This window comes from Streptomyces sp. NPDC001914, from assembly GCF_042891215.1.
Classification (GTDB): Bacteria; Actinomycetota; Actinomycetes; order Streptomycetales; family Streptomycetaceae; genus Streptomyces.
The window spans coordinates 148,190-172,691 of record NZ_JBIASW010000007.1 but is presented as its reverse complement, the minus strand read 5'-3'; the positions used below and the strand labels follow the sequence as shown (position 1 = coordinate 172,691).

Here is a 24,502-nt window from a genome sequence, read left to right as displayed (position 1 = left end):
CTTCGTATGCCCTCGGACGTGCGGCGACGCACCGATAGCACACAGCAATCAATAACGATCGCGTTTTCGATAACCGAACCCTTGACGAGTCGGCGAAGCGAGAGCAAGACTCGCGTCCATCGGTCGGCATTGTCGAACACCTACCGGCAATAGACGCTAAGGTGTGCCAATGCCGGGGCCGACATCGCTCTCACTCCCCGAGAGCACGAACCACCGGAGGGACCCGGGGTTCGGCTTCCCCTGGACGAAGGACAAAGGAGTCGCGGGTGTCCAGCTCCGACATCTTCATCGGCGAGACCATCGGTACCGCCGTTCTCATCCTGCTCGGCGGTGGCGTGTGCGCCGCCGTCACGCTGAAGGCCTCCAAGGCGCGAGCCGCCGGATGGCTGGCCATCGCCTTCGGGTGGGGCTTCGCGGTCATGACCGCGGTCTACATCTCGGCGCCGCTGTCGGGCGCTCACCTCAACCCGGCCGTGTCGCTCGCACTGGCGATCAAGGACGACGACTACAGCAACCTCGCCACCTACTGGGGCGGACAGCTGCTCGGCGCCATGATCGGCGCGGCACTGGTCTGGGTCGCCTACTACGGCCAGTTCCTCGCGCACCTCACCGACAGCGAGATCGTCGGCGGAGCCGGCAAGGAGGCCGTGAAGGCGGTCGAGGCCGAGGAGGCGGCCGCCGGGCCGGTGCTCGGCATCTTCTCCACCGGCCCCGAGATCCGCAACGCCGTGCAGAACCTCGCCACGGAGATCATCGGCACCGTGGTGCTGATCCTCGCGATCCTCACGCAGGGACTGAACAACAACGGCGACGGCCTCGGCGTCCTGGGCGCCCTGATCACCTCCTTCGTGGTGGTCGGCATCGGTCTCTCGCTCGGTGGCCCCACCGGCTACGCGATCAACCCGGCCCGTGACCTCGGTCCGCGCATCGTGCACGCCCTGCTCCCCCTGCCCAACAAGGGTGGTTCCGACTGGAGCTACGCCTGGATCCCGGTCGTCGGCCCGCTCATCGGCGGCGCGATCGCGGCAGGCATATACAACGTCGCCTTCGCCTAGGAGCCCCCGCTCCAGCACGCTTGGAAGCCGCGCCCCATGCACCATGAGCCGCACAGCACCGCTTTGAAGCACCGCGCCGTAAACAGCCCCTCTCCCACGGACTCCAGGAGCACACCGTGACCGACGCACACACCGCCGGCCCCTTCATCGCCGCCATCGACCAGGGCACCACCTCGTCGCGCTGCATCGTCTTCGACCGCGACGGACGCATCGTCTCCGTCGACCAGAAGGAGCACGAGCAGATCTTCCCGAAGCCGGGCTGGGTCGAGCACGACGCCGCCGAGATCTGGACCAACGTCCAGGAGGTCGTCGCCGGAGCCATCTCGAAGGCCGGCATCACCCGGGACGACATCAAGGCCATCGGCATCACCAACCAGCGTGAGACCACGCTGCTGTGGGACAAGAACACCGGTGAGCCCGTCCACAACGCGCTCGTCTGGCAGGACACCCGCACCGACGCGCTGTGCAAGGAACTCGGCCGCAACGTCGGCCAGGACCGCTTCCGCCGCGAGACCGGCCTGCCCCTCGCGTCGTACTTCGCGGGCCCCAAGGCCCGCTGGCTGCTCGACAACGTCGAGGGCCTGCGCGAGCGCGCCGAGGCCGGGGACATCCTCTTCGGCACGATGGACACCTGGGTCATCTGGAACCTGACCGGCGGTCCCGACGGCGGCAAGCACGTCACCGACGTCACCAACGCCTCGCGCACCATGCTCATGAACCTGCACACCCTGGCCTGGGACGAGAAGATCGCCGAGTCGATCGGCGTCCCGCTGGCGATGCTGCCCGAGATCCGCTCCTCGGCCGAGGTGTACGGGGAGGTCACCGGCGGCCCGCTCGGCGAGCTGCTCGGCGGCATCCCGGTCGCCTCCGCACTCGGCGACCAGCAGGCGGCCCTGTTCGGCCAGACCTGTTTCTCCGAGGGCGAAGCCAAGTCCACGTACGGCACCGGCACCTTCATGCTGATGAACACCGGTGACAAGATCATCAACTCGTACTCGGGCCTGCTGACCACGGTCGGCTACCGGATCGGCGACCAGGAGCCGGTCTACGCCCTGGAGGGCTCCATCGCCGTCACCGGTTCGCTGGTGCAGTGGATGCGCGACCAGATGGGCCTGATCCAGTCCGCCGCCGAGATCGAGACGCTCGCGTCCTCGGTCGAGGACAACGGCGGCGCCTACTTCGTGCCGGCCTTCTCCGGCCTGTTCGCCCCGTACTGGCGTCCCGACGCCCGCGGTGTGATCGCCGGCCTGACCCGGTACGTCACCAAGGCGCACATCGCGCGCGCCGTCCTGGAGGCCACCGCCTGGCAGACCCGTGAGATCAGCGACGCCATGACCAAGGACTCCGGCGTCGAGCTCACGGCGCTCAAGGTCGACGGCGGCATGACCTCCAACAACCTGCTGATGCAGACCCTGGCCGACGTCCTGGACGCCCCCGTGGTGCGCCCGATGGTCGCCGAGACCACCTGCCTCGGCGCCGCCTACGCCGCCGGTCTGGCCGTCGGCTTCTGGACCAACACCGAGGACCTGCGCGCCAACTGGCGCCGTGCCGCGGAATGGACCCCCAACATGGCCGCGGACGTCCGCGACCGTGAGTACAAGAGCTGGCTCAAGGCCGTCGAGCGGACCATGGGCTGGATCGAAGACGAGAACTGACGAGGAGTAAGAACCCGCAATGACCAGCCAGTCCACCCTGCAGTCCGTGCCTGCCCTCGGTACGCACCCGGCCTCCGGCTCCAACCCGAGCCGCGCCGAGACCCGGGAGCAGCTCTCCAAGGCGACGTACGACCTCCTCGTCATCGGCGGCGGCATCCTGGGCATCTCCACCGCCTGGCACGCCGCGCAGTCCGGGCTGCGGGTGGCTCTGGTCGACGCCGGCGACTTCGCCGGCGCCACCTCCTCCGCGTCCTCCAAGCTCCTCCACGGCGGTCTGCGCTACCTGCAGACCGGCGCGGTGAAGCTGGTCGCGGAGAACCACTTCGAGCGCCGTGCGGTCTCCCGCCAGGTGGCACCCCATCTGGCGAATCCGCTCACGTTCTACCTCCCTGTGTACAAGGGCGGGCCGCACGGCGCGGCGAAGCTCGGAGCGGGCGTCTTCGCCTACTCCGCCCTGTCGGCCTTCGGTGACGGCGTGGGACATCTGCTCAGCCCCTCCAAGGCCGCGCAGGACGTGCCCGAGCTGCGCACCGACAACCTCAAGGCCGTGGCCGTGTACGGCGACGACCAGATGAACGACTCCCGCATGGCCCTGATGACGGTCCGCGCGGCCGTCGAGTCCGGGGCCGCGGTCCTGAACCACGCCGAGGTGACGGGCCTGCGCTTCACCCGGGGCCGGGTGACGGGCGCGGAGCTGCGGGACCGGCTGTCCGGCGACGAGTTCGGCGTGAACGCCCGGCTCGTGCTGAACGCGACCGGCCCGTGGGTCGACCACCTGCGCAAGATGGAGGACCCGAACGCGGCTCCGTCGATCCGGCTGTCCAAGGGCGCGCACCTGGTCCTGAAGCGGACCTCCCCGTGGAAGGCGGCGCTGGCCACCCCGATCGACAAGTACCGCATCACCTTCGCCCTCCCCTGGGAGGACATGCTGCTGCTCGGCACCACGGACGAGGAGTACGAGGGCGACCCGGCGGACGTCTCGGTCACCGAGAAGGACACGGCCCAGATACTCGACGAGGCCGCGTTCTCCATCCGCGACCAGCAGCTCTCGCGCGACCTGATCACCTACGCGTTCGCCGGTCTGCGGGTGCTGCCGGGCGGCCCCGGTGACACCTCCAAGGCCAAGCGCGAGACGGTCGTCACGGAGGGCCGCGGCGGGATGCTGTCCGTCGCGGGCGGCAAGTGGACGACCTTCCGGCACATCGGCCGAACCGTCATGAAGAAGCTGGAGGCGCTGCCGGGTCACCCGCTCGGCGAGGACTTCGAGCCGGTCTCCGCGCTGCCGAAGCGGATGCCGCTTCCCGGCGTGGCCAACCCGCGCGCGGTCGCCCACCGGCTGCTGGTGGACGGTCCGGCGCCCGGTCCGCGCATGGCCGCCGACACGGCCCGGCATCTGGCCACCCACTACGGCTCGCTGGCCTTCGACATCGCCCGGCTGGCGAACGAGAACCCGGCGCTCGCCGAGCGGGTCCACCCGGACGCCCCGGAGATCCTGGCGCAGGTCGTCTACGCCCGGGACAACGAGTGGGCCGAGACGGCGGACGACGTGCTGCGCCGCCGTACGACGCTGACGATCCGGGGTCTCGCCACGGACGAGGTCCGCGGCAAGGTCCAGGACCTGCTCGACGGCAAGTAGACCTCCACGGACGGGTGAGGGGCGGCTCCCACAGGGGGTGCCGCCCCTCTTTCCCGTGCGCGAGCGGCTCCCACGGGGGTGGTGCCGCCGCAGTCCCGCGCGCGTTGCGGCGCGGGCTCCGGGGCCGCCGCCCGCGCCGCAACGCTCACGGTTCCCGGCCCAGTTGGCGGACGGCGGCCGGGACGGACACGCTCGGCGGGGTGGCGGGCTCGCGTGTTTCCGGGCTCCCGACGGGGCAGTGATCCGTTCACTCCCCCGTGCAAGGGGGCTGCGGAGGTCCCCTCGGCACGCCGTAAGGTTGAGGCGTACGCGAGGGCAGATCGGAAGGAGGCGCTGGGTGATCGAGCTGGAGGGGGTTCCCGAGCTGATCGACCCAGTCATGGTGGCCGCGTTCGAGGGCTGGAACGACGCCGGCGACGCCGCCTCCGCCGCGGTCGCGCACCTGGACAGGGAATGGAAGGGCGAGGTGTTCGCGGCGCTGGACGCCGAGGACTACTACGACTTCCAGGTGAACCGCCCCACCGTGTTCCTGGACGGTGGGGTACGCAAGATCACCTGGCCGACCACGCGTCTGTCGGTGGTCCGGATCGGTGGCGAGAAGCCGCGCGACCTGGTGCTGGTCCGGGGCATCGAGCCGTCGATGCGCTGGCGCTCGTTCTGCAACGAACTGCTCGGTTTCGCGCACGAACTGGGCGTGGAGCTGGTGGTGATCCTGGGCGCGCTGCTCGGCGACACCCCGCACACCCGTCCGGTGCCGGTCAGCGGTGTCACCTCGGACTCCGATCTGGCCCGCACGATGGATCTGGAGGAGACCAAGTACGAGGGCCCCACGGGCATCGTCGGCATCCTCCAGGAGGCGTGCACGCACGCGGGCGTACCCGCCGTGTCCCTGTGGGCGGCCGTACCGCACTACGTGTCCCAGCCGCCCAACCCGAAGGCGACGCTGGCGCTGCTCAACCGCCTGGAAGACCTCATCGACCTGCGCATCCCGCTGGGCGAGCTGCCCGAGGACGCGCGGGCCTGGCAGCTCGGCGTCGACCAGCTCGCCGCCGAGGACAGTGAGGTCGCCGAGTACGTGCAGACGCTGGAGGAGGCCCGGGACACCGCCGAGCTGCCGGAGGCGTCCGGTGAGGCGATCGCCCGCGAGTTCGAGCGGTACCTGCGCCGCAGGGACGGCGGCGGTCCGACGGCGGGGTCCCCGGGCCTCGCGACGGAGAGCGGCGAGCCGGCCTCGTACCTGCGTGACACCCCCGGCGGCCGCACCCGGCCGCCGATGACCCAGCGCCCGGAGTCCGACGCCGGACAGGACGCCGAGTCCGGGGAGCAGCGGAAGGCGGCGGACCCGTCGGACGGCGCCGCCGGCACGGACGCCCAAGACCGTGCGTCGGGTGCCGAGGGCTCCTCGGGTCTTTCGGACACGCCCGGCGCGCCGGGGTCCGGGGCCGAGTCCGGAGCCGAGTCCGGGGCCGAGGACGCTCCCGACACCTCGAACGGGACGGACTCCTCCGAGGACTGAACTCCCGGCGGAGCCGCGGAGATCGAGGCCGGCGGCCGGGCCCGTACGGACCGGCCCGGAAGGGGCGGTACGCGTCACGCGTACCGCCCCTTCCGTGTGTCCGCCCGCCCGTGTGTCCGCTCTTCCGTGTGTCCGTCCTTCCATGTGTCCACCCGTCAACCACCGCTGCCGTCCCACCACATGACATCCGTCTCCACAGCCTTTGGCCTGAATTCGGCGTGACATCTGTTTCAGGACGGATTGCACACGTTGCCCAATTCAACTTGTTCTCAAACCAAGTTGGCGAATTCGGGGTGGACGGGATGCCGGGGGCGTGCCAGGTTGTGCGGCGTACGGCACACGCAGGGACCGGCACCCCAGGGATCGAAGGGAGCGGTACGCGATGACCGACCAGGTACAGCCGGCGCGCGGCCCGGGAACGACCGGGCCGGGGCCCGACGGAGCCGGATTCACCTACCGAGGGGCCGAGCAGGAGCTGATCGTCGTCGCCCGGCCGGAGGCCAGGCTGCGGGCACGGGCCGACGGCGTCCGGTCGGCGGCGGGCGCCGACGTCTCCGCCCTCGACATGTTCCTCAGCGACGAACAGCTCGTCCTGGAGCCGCTGTTCGGCGGCGAGGACCGGCTCAGGCAGTCCACGGAGGCGGGCACGGGCGGCGGACCCGACCTCGCGCTCTTCTACCGGCTGCGCGGTGCGCGCAGCCGCGCCCAGGAGCTGCGGGCACGGATCGCCGCGCTGCCGGGGATCGACGCGGCGTACGTGAAGCCCGGTGCCGTTCCCGCCTCGGAGACGGCGGCGTGGACCGGCCGGAGCGCCGACGACGGCGGGCGGCTGAAGGAGGGGGCGCCGGTCACCCCCGACTTCACCAGCAGGCAGGGCTACCTGCGCCCGGCGCCCGAGGGCGTCGACGCTTACTGGGCGTGGCAGCGGCCGGGCGGTGCGGGCCGGGGTGTCACGGTGATCGACGTGGAGGGCGCCTGGCAGCTCGGTCACGAGGACCTGGCGTCCAAGCTCGCCGGGGTCGTCGTCGGCACGCCGCACACGGATCTCGCCTGGCGCAACCACGGCACCGCCGTCATCGGTGTGATCGGCGGCGACCGCAACGAGCGCGGGATCACCGGCATCGTGCCGGAGGCCGTGACGGCGGCGGCGTCGTTCCGGGGCATCGGGACGGCCGCGGCGATCCACGCGGCGGCGGAGCGGCTGGGCCCGGGCGACGTCATCCTGGTCGAACTGCACGCTCCGGGGCCCCGGTTCGACTTCGAGGAGCGCGACAGCCAGGAGGGCTACATCGCACTGGAGTGGTGGCCCGACGACTTCGCGGCCGTCCAGGACGCGACCTCCCGGGGCATCCTCGTGGTGGCGGCCGCCGGCAACGGCGGCGAGTCGCTGGACGACGCGCTCTACGAGCGCCGGCCCGCGGAGTTCCCCGAGTGGTGGCGCAATCCCTTCAACCCCTCCAACCCGTCCTCCGGCGCGATCCTGGTCGGCGCGGGCGCGCCGCCGCCCGGCACCCACGGCCGCGACCACGGTCCGGACCGTTCACGGCTCGCGTTCTCCAACCACGGCGCCCGCGTGGACGCTCAGGGCTGGGGACGCGAGGTGACGACCACCGGTGGCTTCTGGGACCGGCCCGGCGATCTGCAGGGCGGGGCCGAGGAGATCGCCTGGTACACGGACACGTTCTCCGGGACCTCCTCCGCCTCCCCGGTGGTGGTCGGCGCCCTGGCGGCGCTGCAGGGCATGCTCAAGGCCGCGGGCCGGCCCCCGATGTCCCCGGAACGTGCGCGCGTCCTGCTGCGGACCACGGGTTCCCCGCAGCAGGACGCGCCGGGCCGGCCCGCCTCCCAGCGGATCGGCAACCGGCCGGACATCCGGGCGGCGGTCACCCGGCTGCTGCCGGAGGCGGTCGGCTCGGGCCGGGCGGAACGGTACTGGGACGAGCTGCTGCCGTATCCGCACGAACTACCGCAAAGGCTCCGGCTGTACGTGTCCGGTGCCTGGCGAAACCTCGACCACCCGTCCCCCGATGTCCGGCAGGCGGTGCACGCCGCCTTCGCGACGGGACGGCCCGATGTACGGGTCTGGTTCTCGGACGACGAGATCGTCGGCCTGGTCGTGACGGGCTGAGGACGTCGTCCCACCGGACCGGGACACAACGCAACCAACCATGGATGGAAGGTGGCACCCCGCATGAGCGCTATCCCGCAGATGAGTCAGCAGGGACAGCAGCAGTACCCGAGCACGTCGCCGTACCAGCAGCAGGGCACCGCCCCGCAGCAGCCGTTCGGTCAGCAGATGCCGATCGGGCAGCAGACGCTCATCGGTCAGCAGGCGCCCGTCGGGCAGCAGATGCCCCTCGGTCAGCAGATGTCCGGGCAGCTTCCGATCGGGCAGCAGATCCAGCAGCCCTTCGGCCGGCACGAGACCGGGCAGCAGGTTCCGCAGTACCTGCAGCAGCAGCTCCAGCAGCTCGGTCAGCAGCAGCCCTTCCAGCAACTGCTCCAGCAGCTCGGCGGGCAGCAGCAGCACCAGCAGATCCAGCAGGGTGAGCCGCTGATCCTGCCGAGCGCCGTCGAGACCCGGGCTCTGGCCATCGGCACGGCCCAGCACTTCCAGGACGTCGTGACGCCGCTCCCGGGCCAGCCGCGGGCGCTCTACCTGTTCATCGACAACGGCTGGCGCAGGCTCGTGCACCCCGACCCGGTGACCCACGACGTGGTCCAGCGGGCCTTCGCCTTCGGGCAGCAGGTCCACGGGATCTACGACACCGGCACCGGTGCCCTCCAGTCGGTCATCGTGACCCGGTAGGGAGGGGAAGCCCAGGAGAGCGAGGAGTGCCGGGCGGAGGATCTCCGCCCGGCACTCGGGTGTCCCGCGGCGCTCGTGGACCGCGGCGGGACGAGGTACTACAGGGCGACGCCGAGGAGGGCGTCGACGGCCCGCGAGACGATGCCGGGGGCACCCTCGTCCGAGCCGCCGCTCTCGTGCTGGAGGGCGGCCCAGCGGTCGACCGCGGCGAGCGCGGCCGGTGCGTCGAGGTCCTCGGCGAGCGCGGCGCGGATCTCCTCGACGAGCGCGTCGGCGGACGGCCCGTCGGGACGGGACACCGCGGCCCGCCAGTCCTCCAGGCGCGCGACGGCCTCGTCGAGGACGGTGTCGGTCCATTCCCAGTCGGACCGGTAGTGGTGGGCGAGCAGCGCCAGCCGGATGGCGGCGGGGTCGACCCCGTCACGGCGCAGGGCGGACACGAAGACGAGGTTGCCCTTGGACTTCGACATCTTCTCGCCGTCCAGCGCGACCATGCCGGCGTGGACGTACGCCTTGGCCATCGGGAACTCGCCGGTCAGCACCTGGGCGTGCGAGGCGCCCATCTCGTGGTGCGGGAAGGCGAGGTCGGAGCCGCCGCCCTGGACGTCGAAGCCCATGCCGAGGTGGTCCAGGGCGATGGCCACGCACTCGATGTGCCAGCCGGGGCGGCCGCGGCCCAGTGAGCCGCCGTCCCAGCTCGGCTCGCCGTCGCGGGCGGCCATCCACAGCATCGGGTCGAGGGGGTTCTTCTTGCCGGGCCGGTCGGGGTCGCCGCCGCGTTCGGCGGAGAGCAGGCGCATCGTGGCGGCGTCCAGGCCGGACACCTTGCCGAAGTCGGGGTCGGCCTCGACGGAGAAGTAGACGTCGCCTTCGAGTTCGTAGGCGGCTCCGGCGTCCCGCAGCCGCTCGACGAGCGGCACGATGCCGGGTATCGCCTCGACGGCGCCTATGTAGTGGCGGGGCGGCAGCATCCGCAGGGCCGTCATGTCCTCACGGAAGAGGGCGGTCTCCTTCTCGGCGAGTCCCACCCAGTCGACGCCGTCGCGCTCGGCCCGCTCCAGCAGCGGGTCGTCGACGTCCGTCACGTTCTGGACGTAGTGAACCTGCCGCTTGGTGTCGAGCCACACGCGCTGCACCAGGTCGAACGCGTTGTAGGTCGCCGCGTGACCCATGTGGGTGGCGTCGTACGGCGTGATGCCGCAGACGTAGATACGGGCGACGGGACCGGGGGTGAGGCTGACGAGCCCACCGGTCGCGGTGTCGTGGATCCGGAGGTCGCGGCCCTCACCAGGCAGGGCGGGGACCTCAGAAGACGGCCAGGCATACATGTCATGAGCCTAACCGGACGGGACTTCCGTATACGAACTGGGCGTGAACCGACGGTGTCGAGACCGTGTCGCGGGGTGGGGACGCGGCGGCGGGCTATACCGGAGGCCAGGGGATCGCGGGCCAGTCCCCGCTCGGCTCCGGGTGCTTTCCGGAGGCGAGCATCCCCTCGACCCGCTCCCGTGTGGCCTCGATCTCGGCGGGGGTGACGAGTTCGGCCAGGCGGGTGGCCAGGGGCGCGCCCGGAGCCAGGGCGTCGCGCAGGGAGGCCAGGACCTGAAGGGCCTCATCCGTGAGCGGCTCGCCCGCCCATCCCCACAGCAGGGTGCGCAGCTTGTTCTCGGCGTTGAAGGTGACCCCGTGGTCGATGCCGTAGAGGCGGCCCTCCTGCGCGGGCAGCAGATGGCCGCCCTTGCGGTCGGCGTTGTTGATCACGGCGTCGAGGACGGCGAGGCGTCGCAGCCGGGCGTCGTCGGCGTGCACGAGCAGGGCGGTCTCGCCCTCGCCGACCTCGGCGAATCCGACGGCCTTCCAGCCCTCGGCGGGCTCCTCGCCCGGTACGAGCGCGAGCAGCCCCTCTCCGTCCTCGGTGGCGGAGGGCTCGATCCACATCTGGCACATGCCCTCGCCGTACGGCCCGTCGCGCAGCACGGTGGTGGGCACGAGCCCCCAGCCGGTCGCCTCGGAGACCTCGTAGGCCGCGACCTCGCGCTGGGCGAGCGTGCCGTCGGGGAAGTCCCACAGCGGCCGTTCCCCGGCGACGGGCTTGTAGACGCAGAAGGCCTCACGGCCCTCGTAGGACACGGAGCAGTAGAGCACCGCGTTCGAGGCCTCGCGGATCCGTCCGTGTACCTTCAGCTCGCCCCGGGCGAGCAGCTCGGCGGTCGTCACGCTCCGCGGCGGTATCCGTTCTGGCGCGGACATACGTGTCCTTCCGGGTCGAGCGGGAGGCTGCACAGCGGGCAGGGGGGCCGGCCGGCGTTGACGACGTCGAGGGCCCGTTTGGCGAAGGCGCGGGCCTGGGCTCCGGTGAGCCGGACCCGGAGCATGGGCGGGCCGTTCTCCTCGTCCTGGAGCAGGCGCTCCTCGGCCTCGGCGAGGTCCTCGTCGGTCTCCGCCTCGACCTCCACGAGGGCCTGGGCCTCGACGATCATGCGCTGTTCCTCGCCGTCCCAGGCCAGCGCCATCGTGCCGACGCGGAACTCCTCCTCGACGGGGGTGTCGAGGGGGGCGGTGTCGGACACGTCGGTGGAGGCCATGGCCGGGACGGGGGCGCTGCCTCCGGTGCGTCGGACGACCTCGTCGAGGAGTTCGTCCATGCGCTCGGCGAGTGCGGCGACCTGGGTCTTCTCCAGGGCCACACTCGTCACCCGGGGGCCGGAGGATGCCTGCAGGAAGAAGGTGCGGCGCCCGGGCAACCCGACCGTACCGGCCACGAAGCGGTCCGGGGGGTCGTAGAGGAACACCTGACGGGACACGTCCTGTCTCCATTGAATCGGCAGGGGGCCGGCCGGCCTCGTCGGCCCGCGTCGGCTGAGAACGGTTGACAACTGCTGTGCTGGTTCGACCGCTTCACCCTACTGCGGCCGACGATCACGGTGCGCCCGCACCGCCCCCGACCGGTGCGTCGCCGTCCGGGGTTTCCTCGCGCGGGGCCAGGGAGGCGAGATCACCGGTGTCCCCGAGCCGCACGAGAAAGGGCCTGAGACGGGTGTAACGGATCGCGGTGATGGAACACGGTTCCACAGAGATCCGCTGAAAGAGGTCGAGATGAAGTCCGAGTGCGTCGGCCACGAGCGACTTGATGATGTCGCCGTGCGAACACATGAGGTAGACGGCGTCGGCTCCGTGGTCGCGCTCCACGCGCGCGTTCCACTCGCGTACCGCTTCGGCGGCGCGGGTCTGCATGGCCCGCATCGACTCGCCGCCGGGGAACGCGGCGGCGGACGGATGTGCCTGGACGACGTCCATCAGCGGCTCGTCCTTGAGCTCGGCGAGCTTGCGGCCCGACCAGTCGCCGTAGTGGGCCTCCCCGATGCGTTCCTCGGTGTGCACGGGGACCTCGGGCCGGGCCTCCAGCAGCGGCTGGACGGTCTCCCGGCAGCGCTGGAGGGGGCTCGTGACGACCTCGGCGAGCGGGAGTCCGGCCAGCCGGCCGGGCAGGGCCGCGGCCTGCTGCGTACCGCGTTCGTCGAGCGCGACGCCGGGCGTCCAGCCGGCGAGGAGTCCCGCGGTGTTGGCGGTGGAGCGTCCGTGCCGGACGAGGATCAGGGTGGGCATGCGGCCCAGCGTAGACGGACGGCCCGGGAGGGCGGCGGGCCCTGTGGAAAGCGGCCCCCGGTGTGCGGCGGGGCCATGACGGCGGGAGAATGCGCACCGTGATCGTCGACTGCGCCATCTATCGTGACGGCCGCCGGACCGAGGGCGCCGACGACCTCTCCGACGCCCTGGCACAGTGCCGTGCCGGGGGCCACGCGTTCGTGTGGATCGGCCTGCACGAGCCGACGGAGAAGGAGTTCGACCTGGTCACGGAGGAGTTCGGGCTCCATCCGCTGGCGGTCGAGGACGCACTCAAGGCCCATCAGCGCCCCAAGCTGGAGGTGTACGAGGACTCGCTCTTCGTGGTCCTCAAGCCGGTGTCGTACGAGCCGCAGAGCGACACCGTCACCTCGGGCGAGGTCATGGTCTTCGTGGGCGACTCGTTCGTGGTGACCGTGCGCCACGGCGAGGAGTCGCCGCTCAAGGCGGTCCGGCGGCGTCTGGAGTCGGATCCGGAGACACTGCGGCACGGGCCGACGGCGGTGCTGTACTCGATCGCGGACGCCACGGTGGACCACTACCTGGAGGTCGCGACGGAGCTGGGCACCGACCTGGAGGAGCTGGAGGCGGAGGTCTTCTCGCCGCAGCTCGGCGGCTCGCGGCACACCGCTTCGCGGATCTACGCCTTCAAGCGGCAGGTCCAGGAGTTCCGCAGGGCGACGGTGCCGCTGGCGGTGCCGCTCGCGCGGCTCTCGGGCTCGGGCCTGAAGACGGCGGAGGTGCCGTTCGTCGACGACCACGCGCAGCCCTTCTTCCGCGACGTCAACGACCACCTGCTGCGGGTCAACGAGTCCGTGGAGAGTCTGGACCGGCTCGTGTCCGACATCCTGTCGGCGCATCTGGCGCAGATGAGCGTGCGGCAGAACGACGACATGCGGAAGATCTCGGCGTGGGCGGCCATGGCCGCGGTCCCCACGATGATCGCGGGGATCTACGGCATGAACTTCGATCACATGCCCGAGCTGCACTGGCTGTGGTCGTATCCGGCGGTGATCGGGGGCATGGCGGTGCTGGAGATCATGCTGTTCCGGCTCTTCAAGCGGCGGGGCTGGCTGTAGGTCCGCGCGCGGGTCAGGCGAATTCCGGTGCGGCGGTGGCGGGGCCGTTCAGCGCGCCGCGCCGCTCGGGCATCTTCAGGGTGACCATCCGGCGCCAGCCCACGGCACGCTCGTAGGCGTACACGGCGTGGATGCCCGCGGCGAGGACGGCCGCCTTGGCCCGGGACCAGCCGAGGAGGCGGCCCATGTGGGCCATCACGGCGAGGCTGACGTCCCGGTAGACGCGGATCTCGGCGAGCGCGCACTCGCGCAGGGCCCGCTGGATGGCGCGGCCGTGGCCGGCGTAGGCGAAACGCAGCAGTTCCTCGTGGCAGTAGGCGAGGTGGTTGTCCTCGTCGGCCGAGATCATCCGCACCGCGCGGCCGATGTCGGGGTGGTCGGAGAAGTGCTTGCGCAGCAGGTCCATCTGCTCGGAGGCGCGCTGCTCGGTGACCCGGCTGTGGGCCAGATAGATGACGATGTCCTGCACGGTGAGGGGCTGGTCGCTCTTGAGCTTGTCGTGCGCGAGGCCGATGCCGTGCCGCTCCAGGAGCATCGTGTAGTCGGTGTCGGGCGGCACCTCGACGGGTTCGAGGCCGCGCTTCTTCATGAGGGCGCCGAAGATGCGGCCGTGCTTGTCCTCGTCGGCGCCGTGCCGGGTGATCTTGGGGGCGAGGGCGCGTTCGTCCGCCGGGACCAGTGCGGCGATCCGGGCGTTCTCCCAGCCGCCCTGCGACTCCCCGCTGGCGGCGATGGAACAGAAGAGGCGGTACGACTCGTCGTTGTCGAGGATTTCCTGGAACAGGCTCTTGGCGGACAGCATCATTGACACCCTCTCTGCAGAGTTGTGCAGAAAACGAGTCAAATGGGTTGTCTCGGACCCGGCAACCGATGTGTCCGACAAATCCGCCGAATGACGGACGGGCTTGCGGGTCCGAGCGCGTAACCAAGGGGCCGTCGGCGCGTTGTTCTCCGTGACGGCCGTGGCGGGGAAGACCCCCGAGCCCCCACCACGGCCGCAGAACTTTTCCGGCGCCGACCGCGCCGGGGTTACGCGAGTCCGGCCCGCTCCAGGGCCTCGAAGCCGGCCCGCAGCGAGGCGAGCCGGTCGTCCAGCGTGAAGCCGGCGGGGGCCAGCGTGAGCGTGGTGACGCCGACGGCGGCGTAGGCCCTCATACGGTCGGCGATGCGGTCGACCGAGCCGAGCAGCGTCGTCCGGTCGATCAGGTCGTGCGGGACGGCCGCGGCGGCGCCCTCCTTGTCGCCGGACAGGTACTTGTCCTGGATCTCGGTGGCTTCCTTCTCGTAGCCCATGCGCCGCGCGAGCTGGTTGTAGAAGTTCTGCTTGCGGCTGCCCATGCCGCCGACGTACAGCGCGGTGTACGGGCGGAACATGTCGGCGAGCACGGGGACGTCCTTGTCGTCGCCCACGGCCAGCGGCAGGGTCGGGCAGACGTCGAACCCTTCCATCGTCTTCCCGGCCTTCTCGCGGCCCGCCCGCAGGTGCGTGAGGGCGGTGTCCTCGATGTGCTCGGCCGAGGGGAAGATCAGCAGCGCGCCGTCCGCGATCTCGCCGGTCTGCTCCAGGTTCTTCGGGCCGATCGCCGCGATGTACAGCGGGATGTGCTCGCGCTCCGGGTGCACGGTCAGCTTGAGCGGCTTGCCGGGACCGCCGGGGAGCGGCAGCGTCCAGTGCTCGCCCTCGTACGACAGCCGCTCGCGCGTCATGGCCTTGCGCACGATCTCCACGTACTCGCGGGTGCGGGCCAGCGGCTTGTCGAACTTGACGCCGTACCAGCCCTCGGAGACCTGCGGTCCCGAGACGCCGAGACCGAGGCGGAAGCGGCCGCCGGACAGCGAGTCCAGCGTCGCGGCGGTCATCGCGGTCATCGCGGGCTGGCGGGCCGGGATCTGGAAGATGGCCGAACCGACGTCGATGCGCTCGGTCTGGGCGGCGACCCAGCTCAGCACGGTGGCCGCGTCGGAGCCGTAGGCCTCGGCGGCCCAGCAGACGGCGTATCCGAGCCGGTCGGCCTCCCGGGCGACGGCGAGGTTGTCCGCGTCCATTCCGGCGCCCCAGTAGCCGAGATTGATGCCGAGCTGCATGGCCGATCCCCTTACCGATCAGTAACGTCCCTTGTGTCCGAGACCCTAGCGTGCGGGCGCCCCCGGCGGGGAGCGGCCTTCCACCGGATTTCCGTTGTCCACAGGCCCCCACACCGCCGGCGCCGGACAGTAATCTCGGCGTCCATGGAGCAGAGGCATCTCGGCCGTACCGGCCTGCGTGTTTCCCGGATCGGACTCGGCACCCTCACCTGGGGGCGGGACACCGACGAGCATGACGCCGCGGACCTCTTGAAGACGTTCTGGGAAGCGGGCGGGAACCTCGTCGACACGGCCGACGTGTACGGCGACGGGGAGGCCGAGTATCTCCTCGGGCAGCTCATGGAAGGGCTCGTTCCGCGCCGGGACCTGGTCATCTCGACGAAAGCGGGGAGCGTGCGCGAGCCGGACCGCCGGTTCGACGGCTCGCGCAGTCATCTGCTGTCGGCCCTGGACGCCTCCCTGGCCCGCCTGGGCACCGACTACGTGGACGTGTGGCACGTGCACGCCTACGACCCCGACACGCCGCTCGACGAGACCCTCCAGGCCCTCGACCTGGCCGTCGCCAGCGGCCGCGCCCGCTATGCCGGTGTGTCCAACTTCTGCGGCTGGCAGCTCGCCAAGGCCGCCACCTGGCAGCTCTCGGCACCCGGTATACGCACCCGGCTGGCCAGTACGCAGATGGAGTACTCCCTGCTGCAGCGCGGCGTCGAGCGGGAGGTGCTGCCCGCCGCCCTCGACCTGGGCGTCGGCCTGCTGCCCTCCTCGCCGCTCGGGCGCGGTGTGCTCACCGGCAAGTACCGGGGCGGGACACCGGCCGACTCCCGGGGCGGTTCGGAACACCTCGCGCCGTTCGTCGCGCCCTATCTCGACGAGACGGCGAGCAGCATCGTGGAGGCCGTGTCGATCGCGGCCGACGGTCTCGCCGTGACCCCGCTCCAGGTCGCGCTCGCCTGGGTCCGCGACCGGCCCGGGGTCGTCGCGCCCATAGTCGGCGCGCGCAACGCCCAGCAGCTCACGGCCGCGTTGTCAGTGGAGGCGCTTAGTCTTCCTGACGAGATCTGCCGGGCGCTCGACGACGTGTCGGCCCCGGTGCACCACTATCCCGATCACGACTGGAGCACGCTGTGAGCACGGAGCCCGAGACCACCCAGGACGCGGAGCCGGGGACGCCGGGCGCGAACACGGCCGACGGCGCGCCCGAGCCGAAGGGCGAGGACGTGAACCCGGCGGACGCGCGCTCCGGCGACGGCTCCGGGGACGAGGGCGGCTCCGGGGACGAAGGCGAGGGTGCGGGCGAGGGCACGGCCGCCTCGGACACCTCCGCCGAAGGGGCCGCTGAGGTCTCCGAGGCGGCCGCCGAGCTGGCGGCCCAGCGTGTGGAGCGGGAGCGGATCGAGCGCCGCAAGGCGGAGAAGCGGGCGCCGATCGAGGCCGGCGGCAAACTCAGCGGCACCGCCGCGGACCTGCTCGCGGCGGTGCGGGCCGTGGAGAGCGGCGAGAAGCCCGTGGCCACCGCCTTCCGCGAGCCCGACCCCGCGCCGCGCAGGGCCGCTCCGGAGCCAGTGCGGCGACCGCAGCCGGTCGTGGCGCCCGCGGTGCCCGCACCGGGCGCGGCCCCGGAGGCCGTCGCCGCCGTCCGTGCCGTGCTGGCCGGGGCCGGTGCCCCCGAAGCGCTCGCGGCACAGGCCGTCACCGTGCTGGGCGAGGGCGCCGAGGACCTGCTGCGCCAGGATCCCTGGCAGTTGCTGCGGGTTCCCGGAGTGCGGCCCGAGCAGGCCGACGGGTTCGCCCGGGCGCTGCTCGGCGCGGAGTGCGGCCCCGACGACGAACGCCGGGGCACGGCGCTGACCGTGTGGCTGCTGGAGCAGGCCGCCGTCGCCGGGCACACCGCGCTGGACGCCCCGGCCCTGGCAGCGGCGCTCGCCCAGCGCTCCGTCCCCGACCCGGACACGGCCGTGCAGAGCGCCCTCGCGGAGGGCGAGGCGCTGGTCTTCCAGGACGCGCTCGACACCCCCGCCCCGGCCGCGGCGGCACCGGACGACGACGCGGAGGAGGCCCAGGAGCGCCCGGTGCGGATCCTGATCGGCCTGGAGCGGTACGCGCTGGCCGAGGAGAGCCTCGCCGACGGACTCGCCCGGCTGATGAACTCCGTGCCGAAGGAGGACGGTTCGGCCGCCGACTGGGAGCGGGAAGCGGCCTCGGCACCCCGCTCGGCCGGGGAGCTGATCCGCGCGGTCGCCGCTCACGGACTGGTGCTGCACACCGGTGGCGAGGCCTCGCGGTCCGAGGCGGCGGCGCTGCTGGACGCGGCCCGGGCGCTCGGCCTGCGCGGCTGGGCCGCCGCGCACACCTCCGTCGGGCGCGACGGCTTCGCCGCCCGGCTGACCGGGCACGCACCGGCGGACGGCGCCGGGGACCGGCCCACGGGCGGCGGGGCGGCGGGAGCCGTCACGGTCGCCGGGCTCCTCTCCGGCGCCGAAGGTCCCGGCCGGGACGCGGACGGCGCCCTGGACCTGGACGTCCTGGTCGTCCTGGACGCGCCGCAGCTCGACGTCGAGACGGCGGCCATGCTCGCGGAGTCGCTGCCCGACGGGGCGCGGCTCGTGCTGAGCGGGGATCCCGGCGTGCTGTGGTCGGCGGGTCCCGGCCGGGTCTTCGCGGACCTGCTCGCCGCCCGCGCCTGCCCGCAGGTGGCCTCGCGGACCCCCGACCCCGGGCCCATCGGCGAGCTGGTGTCGGGGATCGGCATCGGCGAGCTCAACCAGGTCGAGGCGCCCGGCAAGGACGTGGTGATCGTCCCGGTGCGCGACGCGGGCGAGGCGGTCCACCGGACGGTTCAGCTCGTCGCGGACTCGGTGCCGCGCGCGATCGGCGTCCCGGCCGAGCAGACGCAGGTCATCACCCCGGGGCACGGGGGCGCGGCCGGCACGCGCGCGCTGAACACCGCGCTCAAGGAGCGGCTGAACCCCGGTCCCGGCCGCTTCGGGGGCTTCGACCCGGGCGACCGGATCGTCCACTCCCCCGCGCCGGGCCGTTCGCTGCCGGGCCGTGTGGTGCGGGCCGACGCCGAGGGGCTGCACCTGGACTGCTCGGGCACCCCCGTGGTCGTACCGAAGGAGCGGGTGGAGCAGACCGTGCGGCACGGCTGGGCACTCACGGCTCACCAGGCGGTGGGGCTGCGCTGGCCCGCCGCCGTGGTGGTGCTCCCGGGCGACGCCGCGGCGGCCCTGACCCGGCCCTGGGTCTACACGGCCTTCGGGCGGGCCGAGCGGCACCTCTCCGTCGTGCACGGGGTGGATCAGGCCCTGCCGCGCGCGGTGGCCGAGGTCCCGCAGAAGGCGCGTACGACCCGCCTGCAGGCCCTGCTGAAGGCGCAGACACCGGCGGCGGGCTGACGACCGGCGGCACCAGGCGCTCGCAGCCGCCCGGCCCGGACATGCGGGTGGCGGTCACCGGAGTCCGGTGACCGCCACCGCATGGCACGCCTGCGTGCCGGGGCGTCTCAGCGATCCGCGTCCAGCGGGTCGATCTCCGCGCCGGAGCCGAGCCCGTCGTCCAGGTCGTCGTCGTCCGACTCCTCGTCGAAGACCGCGCTGACGTCGAAGCGGCAGACGACGCGCTGCGGGTCGATCGACTCGAAGGGGGTCTCCAGCCATTCACCGGGCTCGGCCGGCTCGTCCGCGGCGGTCACCCACAGCGTGGAGTCGCCCTCCTCCAGTCCGAACTCCTTGTGCCGGCTGGCGATCTCGTCCGGCTCGAACTCTCCGAAGAGGACCCCGAGCGCGCCGTGAACGGTGCCGGACGCCGCGTCGAAGCCCTCGTCGGCGGTGGCGCCGTCCTCCTCCACCGCCTCCACCCGCTGGGCCTGGGCCAGCAGCCGCTGGGGCTCCACCACCGCGTAGTCCCGGCGGATCACCACGCTCAGCGCGTTCGGCTCCTCGGGTCCGGTGTAAGGAGGCAGCGTGTCGTCACCGCCGGGGATCTCGAAGGGCGTGACCTCGTCGTAGCGGTCGTAGAGGAGCTCGTCGTACTCCTCGGCCGCCGCGGCGAGCTCGTTGAACGCCTCGTAGACGTCCGGGTCGTCATCGCCCGTCCTGCGCTCGACCGCGGCCAGGTGCCGGTCGAGTGCGGTCTTGACAGCCTCGGCGGCGGCGCGTACCTCGGCAGCGGTGGGCTGCACAGCATCAGACATAGTGCAGACGCTATCCGTACAGGGCCTCTGCCCGCACAATAGATGCGATGCCGGAATACGAATTTGTCGACGTGTACGTACCTCGCGGGGTCTCCCGCAAGGAGACGACACGTCTGCTGACGGACCATGCCGAGTACGGACACTGGGAGTTGGACCGCCTGAGCCTGCTCCGTGACGGCAGCCGCAGAGTGCGGCTGCGCCGACGGATCATTCGCCAGGTACGCGCCACGTGGTGACGCGAGACCGCTGAACCGGTGCGGGCCCCGTCACCGCGAGGCCCGCACCGTCGCCCACGTCGCGGGAAAGGCCGTGGCGCCCCGGTCGCAGCCGTGCCGCGCAGCGATGAGTCCTGCGCGCACGGGGTCGTCTCCGCGCCCCACTCCCTGATGTGATCATCACAACGTCACCGCTCCGGGCGACGCCGTCGCGTCACGCGGCGTTGCGTGCCCGGCGGTAGAGCACGGCGCCGGCCAGCAGAGCGGCGGCCGCCGCGGGTACGGCGGCTCCGACCGGAAGCTCACTGCCCGTGTGGGCCAGCTCGGCCGCACCGTCCGTGGCCGGCGCCCCCACCGCGGCCCGCGGACCGGTCTGACCGACCTGCACGGCACCGGCCCGGTGCTTTCCGCCGCCCGCGGTGGACGTGCCCGGGTGATCCGGGGTTCCGGGGTTGGCCGGGTGACCGGGTGTACCGGGGTTGCCCGGGGTGCCGGGGTGTCCCGGCTGACCGGGGGTTCCGGGGTGGTTCGGGTGTCCGGGGTGGCCCGGGTGACCGGGTGTACCGGGGTGACCAGGGTGACCAGGGTGCTCGCAGTCACCGTCGTGACCGGGGTGACCCGGGTGTCCGGGGTGACCCGGCTGGCCGGGGTGGCCGGGCTGGTTCGGCTGGCCGGGGTGGTTCGGGTGTCCGGGCTGGTGGCCGCCCGTGGTCGAGCCGTTCGCGCAGCTGTTGCCCGCCGCCGCGTTGCCGATCCCCACGACGTTCACGCTGTTGCCGCAGACGTTCACCGGGGCGTCGACCGGCGCCTGTACGTGGTTGCCGGAGGCGACCCCCGGCGAGTGGGCGGCACCGCCGCGGGCCTGCGCGCCGCCGGAGTGGGTCCCCCGGCCGGCCTGACCGCCCTGCTTGCCGTGACCGCCGTGACCGCTCCGGCCCGCGGACGATCCGCCGCCGTGGTTGACGCAGGTGTTGCCCATGGCCGGGTTGAGCAGCCCGACCACGTTCACGGTGTTTCCGCAGACGTTGACCGGCGCGTTCACCGGCGCCTGGACCGTGTTGCCCGACAGCACGCCGGGAGAGTTCGAGGCGGAGCCGATCGCGCCCGAGTCGGCGTGCGCGGAGACGCCGGTGACCGCGAGTACACCGCCGGCCGCCGCCACGGTCATCAGGCCCTTGCGGGTGACCTGTCGCATAGCTGAATTCCCTGCCTTCAGTCCTGGGACGTGGACCAACAGTCCTTGGGACGTGGACCATCGAGAGCACGCGCACACCACCGGGCGTGCGCGGAAAGCCGGTCGGCCCCGGAGCGCATGGCGCGCACTCCGGGGCCGACGAGCTCAGACCTTCACGAAGTGACCCTCATGAGGTGACCCGTGGGATCCCCCTCATGGGATGCGGCGCGACGTCAGTGGTTGTAGCAGGTGTTGCCGAAGGCGGGGTTCAGCAGCCCGATCACGGAGACCGTGTTGCCGCAGACGTTCACCGGAACGTGGACGGGCACCTGAATGACGTTGCCGGAGGCGACGCCCGGGGACCCCACGGCGGCACCCTGGGCACCCGAGTCGGCGACGGCCAGACCCGCGCCCGCGAGAACCAGACCACCCGTGGCGGCAGCGGCGGCGACGATCTTCTTGATCATTATTCCTCCTGGTAGGCAAATGCGGTCCAAAGCAGCGGATCGCAACACCTGTAACGAGGAGGGAGTAGTAGAGCTATGGGCTTATGGTCGCATTCACTCGTCCCGGGCGATCTCCGCACGCGCGGGCGAATGCCGGCGTCAACACCCCGCACCCTCCCGGCGGTTCGGCGGGTCGGCCCGCCGATACGGGGGCGGGGTGTGCCGCCGGCGTCACGTCACGACGCGTCGATGAATCGGTCCAGTACCCGCACGCCGAACTGGAGAGCGTCCACCGGCACCCGCTCGTCGACTCCGTGGAACATGCCCGCGAAGTCCAGCTCCGGGGGCAGCTTCAGCGGGGCGAAGCCGAAGCAGCGGACACCGAGATCGGCGAAGGACTTGGCGTCGGTGCCGGCCGAGAGCATGTAGGGCACGGCACGCGCGATGGGGTCCTCGGCCGAGAGCGCGGTCTGCATGGCGTCGACGAGGGCACCGTCGAAGCCGGTCTCCAGCGCCTTGTCCGCGTGCACGTCCTCGCGCTTGACCCGGGGGCCGAGGATCCGGTCGAGGTCGGCGAGGAACTCCTCCTCGTAGCCCGGCAGATAGCGGCCGTCGACGTGCGCGGTGGCCTGGCCCGGAATCACGTTGACCTTGTAACCGGCGCCCAGCTGGGTCGGGTTGGCGGTGTTCTGCAGCGAGGCGCCGATGAGTTTGGCGATGCCGCCGAGCTTGGCCAGCGTCTCGTCCATGTTCTCGGGGTCGAGTTCGGTGCCCAGGGCGTCGCCGAGTTCGTCGAGGAAGTGGCGCAGGGTCTTCGTCACCCGTACCGGGAACTTGTGCCGGCCGAGTCGCCCGACGGCCTCGGACAGCTCCGTGATCGCGTTGTCCTTGTGGATCATCGAACCGTGCCCGGCGGTGCCGTCCACGGTCAGCTTCATCCAGTGCATGCCCTTCTGGGCGGTCTCGACGAGGTACAGCCGCAGCTTCTCGTTGACCGTGAAGGAGAACCCGCCGACCTCGCCGATCGCCTCGGTGACGCCGTCGAAGAGATCCGGGTGCTTGTCCACCAGGTGCCGGGCGCCGAACGTCCCGCCGGCCTCCTCGTCCGCGAGGAAGGCGAGGACGATGTCGCGCGGAGGCTTGCGGCCCGTGCGCATCCGCTCCCGCACGACGGCCAGCGTCATGGCGTCCATGTCCTTCATGTCGACCGCGCCACGGCCCCAGACCATCCCGTCGGCGATCTCGCCGGAGAAGGGGTGGTGGGTCCAGTCCGCCGCGTTGGCCGGCACGACATCGGTGTGGCCGTGGATGAGGAGCGCGGGCCGCGAGGGGTCCTCGCCCTCGATGCGGGCCACGGTGGAGGCGCGGCCCTTGTGCGACTCGAAGATCTGCGGTTCGAGGCCGACCTCCGCGAGCTTCTCGGCGACGTACTCGGCGGCCTTGCGCTCGCCCGGGCCCGAGTGGTCCCCGTAGTTGCTGGTGTCGATCCGGATCAGCTCACGACAGAGGTCCACGACCTCGTCCTCGCCCGTGACGTTCCTGGTCGTGCCGCTCTCGCTCACGCTGGTTCCTCCCACTGTCGCCGCTGGTGGTCTCCTTCATCCTCTCTCCGACCCACCCCTGTGCCCAAGGTGGGCCCCGGCCCGTCACACGCCGTTCACGCCGCGACGGGGGGTGATCGGGGACCCTCGAAAGCCTGGTAATGTTTCACCTGTCGCCGCGAGGGAAACCCCGCGCGACAGACACCTTGTCCGGGTGGCGGAATGGCAGACGCGCTAGCTTGAGGTGCTAGTGCCCTTTATCGGGCGTGGGGGTTCAAGTCCCCCCTCGGACACCAGCAGAGACCCCACTCCGGTGGGGTCTTTCGCGTTCCCGGGCCGCACTCTCGCCGAACGATTCGGCAGATCTTCGAAACTTTCGAACACTCAATGAGCCATACGGATCTTGATGTGTCCGTCGAGAAAACCGAGACGCCCTCCCGTGAACTGATCAACCCGTCCGAGCAGGCATAACACACTCCCATCCCCTCGTCGACGAAGGCGAATGTTTCGTTCGTCATGCCGAAACCGTTGACACTTGACAGGGCCAGTTCAACACTGTGGGCGATTCGCAGCGCGTCACCTCACGACAACGAGGAGGAAACACGCACATGACCGACGCATCCGCACACCCGCCGGGCCGCCGCAACGGTCGCCCAGGGGCGTTCCGTCACCTCAGGCTGCTCATCAGCTGCGTCTGCACCCTGCTGCTGGTCGCCGTGGCCGCGATGACCCTGCCCGGGACCGCGCAGGCCGACACGGTCGTCACGTCGAACCAGACCGGCACCGACAACGGGTACTACTACTCGTTCTGGACCGACAGCAGCGGGACGGTGTCCATGAACCTGGGCTCCGGCGGCAACTACAGCACCTCGTGGAGCAACACCGGGAACTTCGTCGCCGGCAAGGGCTGGAGCAACGGCGGACGCAGGAGCGTGACCTACTCGGGCACCTTCAACCCGTCCGGCAACGCCTACCTGGCCCTCTACGGATGGACGTCCAACCCGCTCGTCGAGTACTACATCGTCGACAACTGGGGCACCTACCGGCCCACGGGAACGTTCAAGGGCACCGTCACCACCGACGGCGGCACGTACGACATCTACAAAACGACGCGGACCAACGCGCCCTCCGTCGAAGGGACCCGCACCTTCGACCAGTACTGGAGCGTCCGGCAGTCGAAGCGGACGGGCGGGACGATCACCACCGGCAACCACTTCGACGCCTGGGCCCGCGCCGGACTGAACCTGGGCGGCTTCACCTACTACATGATCCTCGCCACCGAGGGCTACCAGAGCAGCGGGAACTCCAACATCACGGTGGGAGACGCGGGTTCGGGCGGCGGATCCGGGGGCGGCGGAACCGGCGGATGCTCGGCGGCCCTGTCCGCGGGCCAGCAGTGGAGCGACCGGTACAACCTCAACGTCACGGTCACCGGCTCCAGCGCCTGGACCGTCACCATGAACGTGCCGTCCCCG

General features: G+C 71.6%; 21 protein-coding genes and 1 tRNA gene. 12 read left to right on the top strand and 10 right to left on the bottom strand.

Annotated elements, in window-relative coordinates; translation table 11 throughout:
• The first annotated feature begins 266 nt into the window (after positions 1 to 266).
• The 6 genes from ACFYYF_RS21205 to ACFYYF_RS21180 all read left to right on the top strand — a co-directional run bounded on the left by ACFYYF_RS21205 (position 267) and on the right by ACFYYF_RS21180 (position 8,671).
• Entirely contained in the window at positions 267 to 1,055 is a 789-nt protein-coding gene (locus tag ACFYYF_RS21205; protein ID WP_361679573.1) for an MIP/aquaporin family protein, read from the top strand.
• 116 nt (positions 1,056 to 1,171) lie between these two features.
• Positions 1,172 to 2,710, top strand: coding sequence for a glycerol kinase GlpK (gene glpK, locus ACFYYF_RS21200; RefSeq protein WP_361679576.1), 1,539 nt, complete (start codon positions 1,172 to 1,174; stop codon positions 2,708 to 2,710).
• A 19-nt stretch (positions 2,711 to 2,729) separates the two neighbouring features.
• Positions 2,730 to 4,346: an FAD-dependent oxidoreductase gene (locus ACFYYF_RS21195; protein ID WP_388777865.1), complete on the top strand. Its 1,617-nt coding sequence runs from the start codon at positions 2,730 to 2,732 to the stop codon at positions 4,344 to 4,346.
• A 337-nt stretch (positions 4,347 to 4,683) separates the two neighbouring features.
• Complete coding sequence (locus ACFYYF_RS21190; RefSeq protein WP_388777862.1) at positions 4,684 to 5,862, top strand: PAC2 family protein; 1,179 nt, start codon at positions 4,684 to 4,686, stop codon at positions 5,860 to 5,862.
• Between the two features lie 382 nt (positions 5,863 to 6,244).
• A complete protein-coding gene (locus ACFYYF_RS21185; protein ID WP_388777859.1) occupies positions 6,245 to 7,990 on the top strand; it encodes a S8 family peptidase in 1,746 nt (581 codons plus the stop codon).
• Positions 7,991 to 8,053: 63 nt separating this feature from the next.
• Positions 8,054 to 8,671: a hypothetical protein gene (locus ACFYYF_RS21180; RefSeq protein ID WP_388777857.1), complete on the top strand. Its 618-nt coding sequence runs from the start codon at positions 8,054 to 8,056 to the stop codon at positions 8,669 to 8,671.
• A gap of 98 nt (positions 8,672 to 8,769) precedes the next feature.
• Here the strand turns inward: ACFYYF_RS21180 and mshC are convergent, their stop codons facing one another.
• The 4 genes from mshC to ACFYYF_RS21160 all read right to left on the bottom strand — a co-directional run bounded on the left by mshC (position 8,770) and on the right by ACFYYF_RS21160 (position 12,277).
• Complete coding sequence (gene mshC, locus ACFYYF_RS21175) at positions 8,770 to 9,999, bottom strand: cysteine--1-D-myo-inosityl 2-amino-2-deoxy-alpha-D-glucopyranoside ligase (protein WP_361679591.1); 1,230 nt, start codon at positions 9,997 to 9,999, stop codon at positions 8,770 to 8,772.
• A 94-nt stretch (positions 10,000 to 10,093) separates the two neighbouring features.
• The gene (locus ACFYYF_RS21170; protein WP_361679594.1) at positions 10,094 to 10,921 is read right to left on the bottom strand and encodes an SCO1664 family protein; all 828 of its coding nucleotides are present in this window, start codon (positions 10,919 to 10,921) and stop codon (positions 10,094 to 10,096) included.
• Positions 10,885 to 11,475: a DUF3090 domain-containing protein gene (locus ACFYYF_RS21165; RefSeq protein WP_361679597.1), complete on the bottom strand. Its 591-nt coding sequence runs from the start codon at positions 11,473 to 11,475 to the stop codon at positions 10,885 to 10,887. Before ACFYYF_RS21165 ends, ACFYYF_RS21170 begins: the two co-directional genes overlap by 37 nt.
• Before the next feature lie 115 nt (positions 11,476 to 11,590).
• Entirely contained in the window at positions 11,591 to 12,277 is a 687-nt protein-coding gene (locus tag ACFYYF_RS21160; RefSeq protein ID WP_388777852.1) for a histidine phosphatase family protein, read from the bottom strand.
• Between the two features lie 98 nt (positions 12,278 to 12,375).
• On the opposite strand from ACFYYF_RS21160, the gene corA reads away from it, so the two are divergent.
• Positions 12,376 to 13,374, top strand: a complete 999-nt coding sequence (gene corA, locus ACFYYF_RS21155) for a magnesium/cobalt transporter CorA (protein ID WP_388778414.1) — start codon at positions 12,376 to 12,378, stop codon at positions 13,372 to 13,374.
• A 13-nt stretch (positions 13,375 to 13,387) separates the two neighbouring features.
• Here corA and ACFYYF_RS21150 read toward each other — a convergent pair whose 3' ends face one another.
• Entirely contained in the window at positions 13,388 to 14,176 is a 789-nt protein-coding gene (locus ACFYYF_RS21150) for a ferritin-like domain-containing protein (RefSeq protein ID WP_388777850.1), read from the bottom strand.
• A gap of 227 nt (positions 14,177 to 14,403) precedes the next feature.
• A complete protein-coding gene (locus tag ACFYYF_RS21145) occupies positions 14,404 to 15,459 on the bottom strand; it encodes an LLM class F420-dependent oxidoreductase (RefSeq protein WP_388777848.1) in 1,056 nt (351 codons plus the stop codon).
• Positions 15,460 to 15,603: 144 nt separating this feature from the next.
• On the opposite strand from ACFYYF_RS21145, the gene ACFYYF_RS21140 reads away from it, so the two are divergent.
• Together ACFYYF_RS21140 and ACFYYF_RS21135 are read left to right on the top strand one after the other, a co-directional pair.
• The gene (locus ACFYYF_RS21140) at positions 15,604 to 16,587 is read left to right on the top strand and encodes an aldo/keto reductase (protein WP_361679606.1); all 984 of its coding nucleotides are present in this window, start codon (positions 15,604 to 15,606) and stop codon (positions 16,585 to 16,587) included.
• Entirely contained in the window at positions 16,584 to 18,854 is a 2,271-nt protein-coding gene (locus ACFYYF_RS21135; RefSeq protein WP_388777845.1) for a helix-hairpin-helix domain-containing protein, read from the top strand. Before ACFYYF_RS21140 ends, ACFYYF_RS21135 begins: the two co-directional genes overlap by 4 nt.
• A gap of 107 nt (positions 18,855 to 18,961) precedes the next feature.
• On the opposite strand, the gene ACFYYF_RS21130 is transcribed toward ACFYYF_RS21135, so the two are convergent.
• On the bottom strand, positions 18,962 to 19,651 hold the full coding sequence (locus ACFYYF_RS21130; RefSeq protein WP_388777842.1) for a hypothetical protein: 690 nt from the start codon (positions 19,649 to 19,651) through the stop codon (positions 18,962 to 18,964).
• A 47-nt stretch (positions 19,652 to 19,698) separates the two neighbouring features.
• Between ACFYYF_RS21130 and ACFYYF_RS21125 the strand changes: the two genes are divergently transcribed.
• On the top strand, positions 19,699 to 19,887 hold the full coding sequence (locus ACFYYF_RS21125) for a DUF5703 family protein (RefSeq protein ID WP_081223519.1): 189 nt from the start codon (positions 19,699 to 19,701) through the stop codon (positions 19,885 to 19,887).
• A gap of 193 nt (positions 19,888 to 20,080) precedes the next feature.
• Here ACFYYF_RS21125 and ACFYYF_RS21120 read toward each other — a convergent pair whose 3' ends face one another.
• The 3 genes from ACFYYF_RS21120 to ACFYYF_RS21110 all read right to left on the bottom strand — a co-directional run bounded on the left by ACFYYF_RS21120 (position 20,081) and on the right by ACFYYF_RS21110 (position 23,048).
• Positions 20,081 to 21,061: a chaplin gene (locus ACFYYF_RS21120; protein ID WP_388777840.1), complete on the bottom strand. Its 981-nt coding sequence runs from the start codon at positions 21,059 to 21,061 to the stop codon at positions 20,081 to 20,083.
• A 212-nt stretch (positions 21,062 to 21,273) separates the two neighbouring features.
• Entirely contained in the window at positions 21,274 to 21,507 is a 234-nt protein-coding gene (gene chpH / locus ACFYYF_RS21115) for a chaplin ChpH (RefSeq protein ID WP_361679618.1), read from the bottom strand.
• Between the two features lie 215 nt (positions 21,508 to 21,722).
• A complete protein-coding gene (locus tag ACFYYF_RS21110) occupies positions 21,723 to 23,048 on the bottom strand; it encodes a M20/M25/M40 family metallo-hydrolase (RefSeq protein ID WP_361679621.1) in 1,326 nt (441 codons plus the stop codon).
• 187 nt (positions 23,049 to 23,235) lie between these two features.
• On the opposite strand from ACFYYF_RS21110, the gene ACFYYF_RS21105 reads away from it, so the two are divergent.
• Positions 23,236 to 23,323 (top strand) — tRNA-Leu (locus tag ACFYYF_RS21105).
• Between the two features lie 312 nt (positions 23,324 to 23,635).
• Positions 23,636 to 24,502, top strand: an 867-nt coding sequence (locus ACFYYF_RS21100) for a glycoside hydrolase family 11 protein (protein ID WP_388777836.1), incomplete at its 3' end; no start/stop codon positions are given.

Coding starts and splice junctions, on each gene's coding strand:
- chpH (WP_361679618.1), bottom strand. CDS start 21,507: ATGATCAAGAAGATCGTCGCCGCCGCTGCCGCCACGGGTGGTCTGGTT.
- ACFYYF_RS21170 (WP_361679594.1), bottom strand. CDS start 10,921: ATGTCCGCGCCAGAACGGATACCGCCGCGGAGCGTGACGACCGCCGAG.
- ACFYYF_RS21120 (WP_388777840.1), bottom strand. CDS start 21,061: ATGCGACAGGTCACCCGCAAGGGCCTGATGACCGTGGCGGCGGCCGGC.
- ACFYYF_RS21140 (WP_361679606.1), top strand. CDS start 15,604: ATGGAGCAGAGGCATCTCGGCCGTACCGGCCTGCGTGTTTCCCGGATC.
- ACFYYF_RS21150 (WP_388777850.1), bottom strand. CDS start 14,176: ATGCTGTCCGCCAAGAGCCTGTTCCAGGAAATCCTCGACAACGACGAG.
- ACFYYF_RS21195 (WP_388777865.1), top strand. CDS start 2,730: ATGACCAGCCAGTCCACCCTGCAGTCCGTGCCTGCCCTCGGTACGCAC.
- ACFYYF_RS21130 (WP_388777842.1), bottom strand. CDS start 19,651: ATGTCTGATGCTGTGCAGCCCACCGCTGCCGAGGTACGCGCCGCCGCC.
- ACFYYF_RS21180 (WP_388777857.1), top strand. CDS start 8,054: ATGAGCGCTATCCCGCAGATGAGTCAGCAGGGACAGCAGCAGTACCCG.
- ACFYYF_RS21145 (WP_388777848.1), bottom strand. CDS start 15,459: ATGCAGCTCGGCATCAATCTCGGCTACTGGGGCGCCGGAATGGACGCG.
- ACFYYF_RS21125 (WP_081223519.1), top strand. CDS start 19,699: ATGCCGGAATACGAATTTGTCGACGTGTACGTACCTCGCGGGGTCTCC.
- ACFYYF_RS21185 (WP_388777859.1), top strand. CDS start 6,245: ATGACCGACCAGGTACAGCCGGCGCGCGGCCCGGGAACGACCGGGCCG.
- mshC (WP_361679591.1), bottom strand. CDS start 9,999: ATGTATGCCTGGCCGTCTTCTGAGGTCCCCGCCCTGCCTGGTGAGGGC.
- ACFYYF_RS21160 (WP_388777852.1), bottom strand. CDS start 12,277: ATGCCCACCCTGATCCTCGTCCGGCACGGACGCTCCACCGCCAACACC.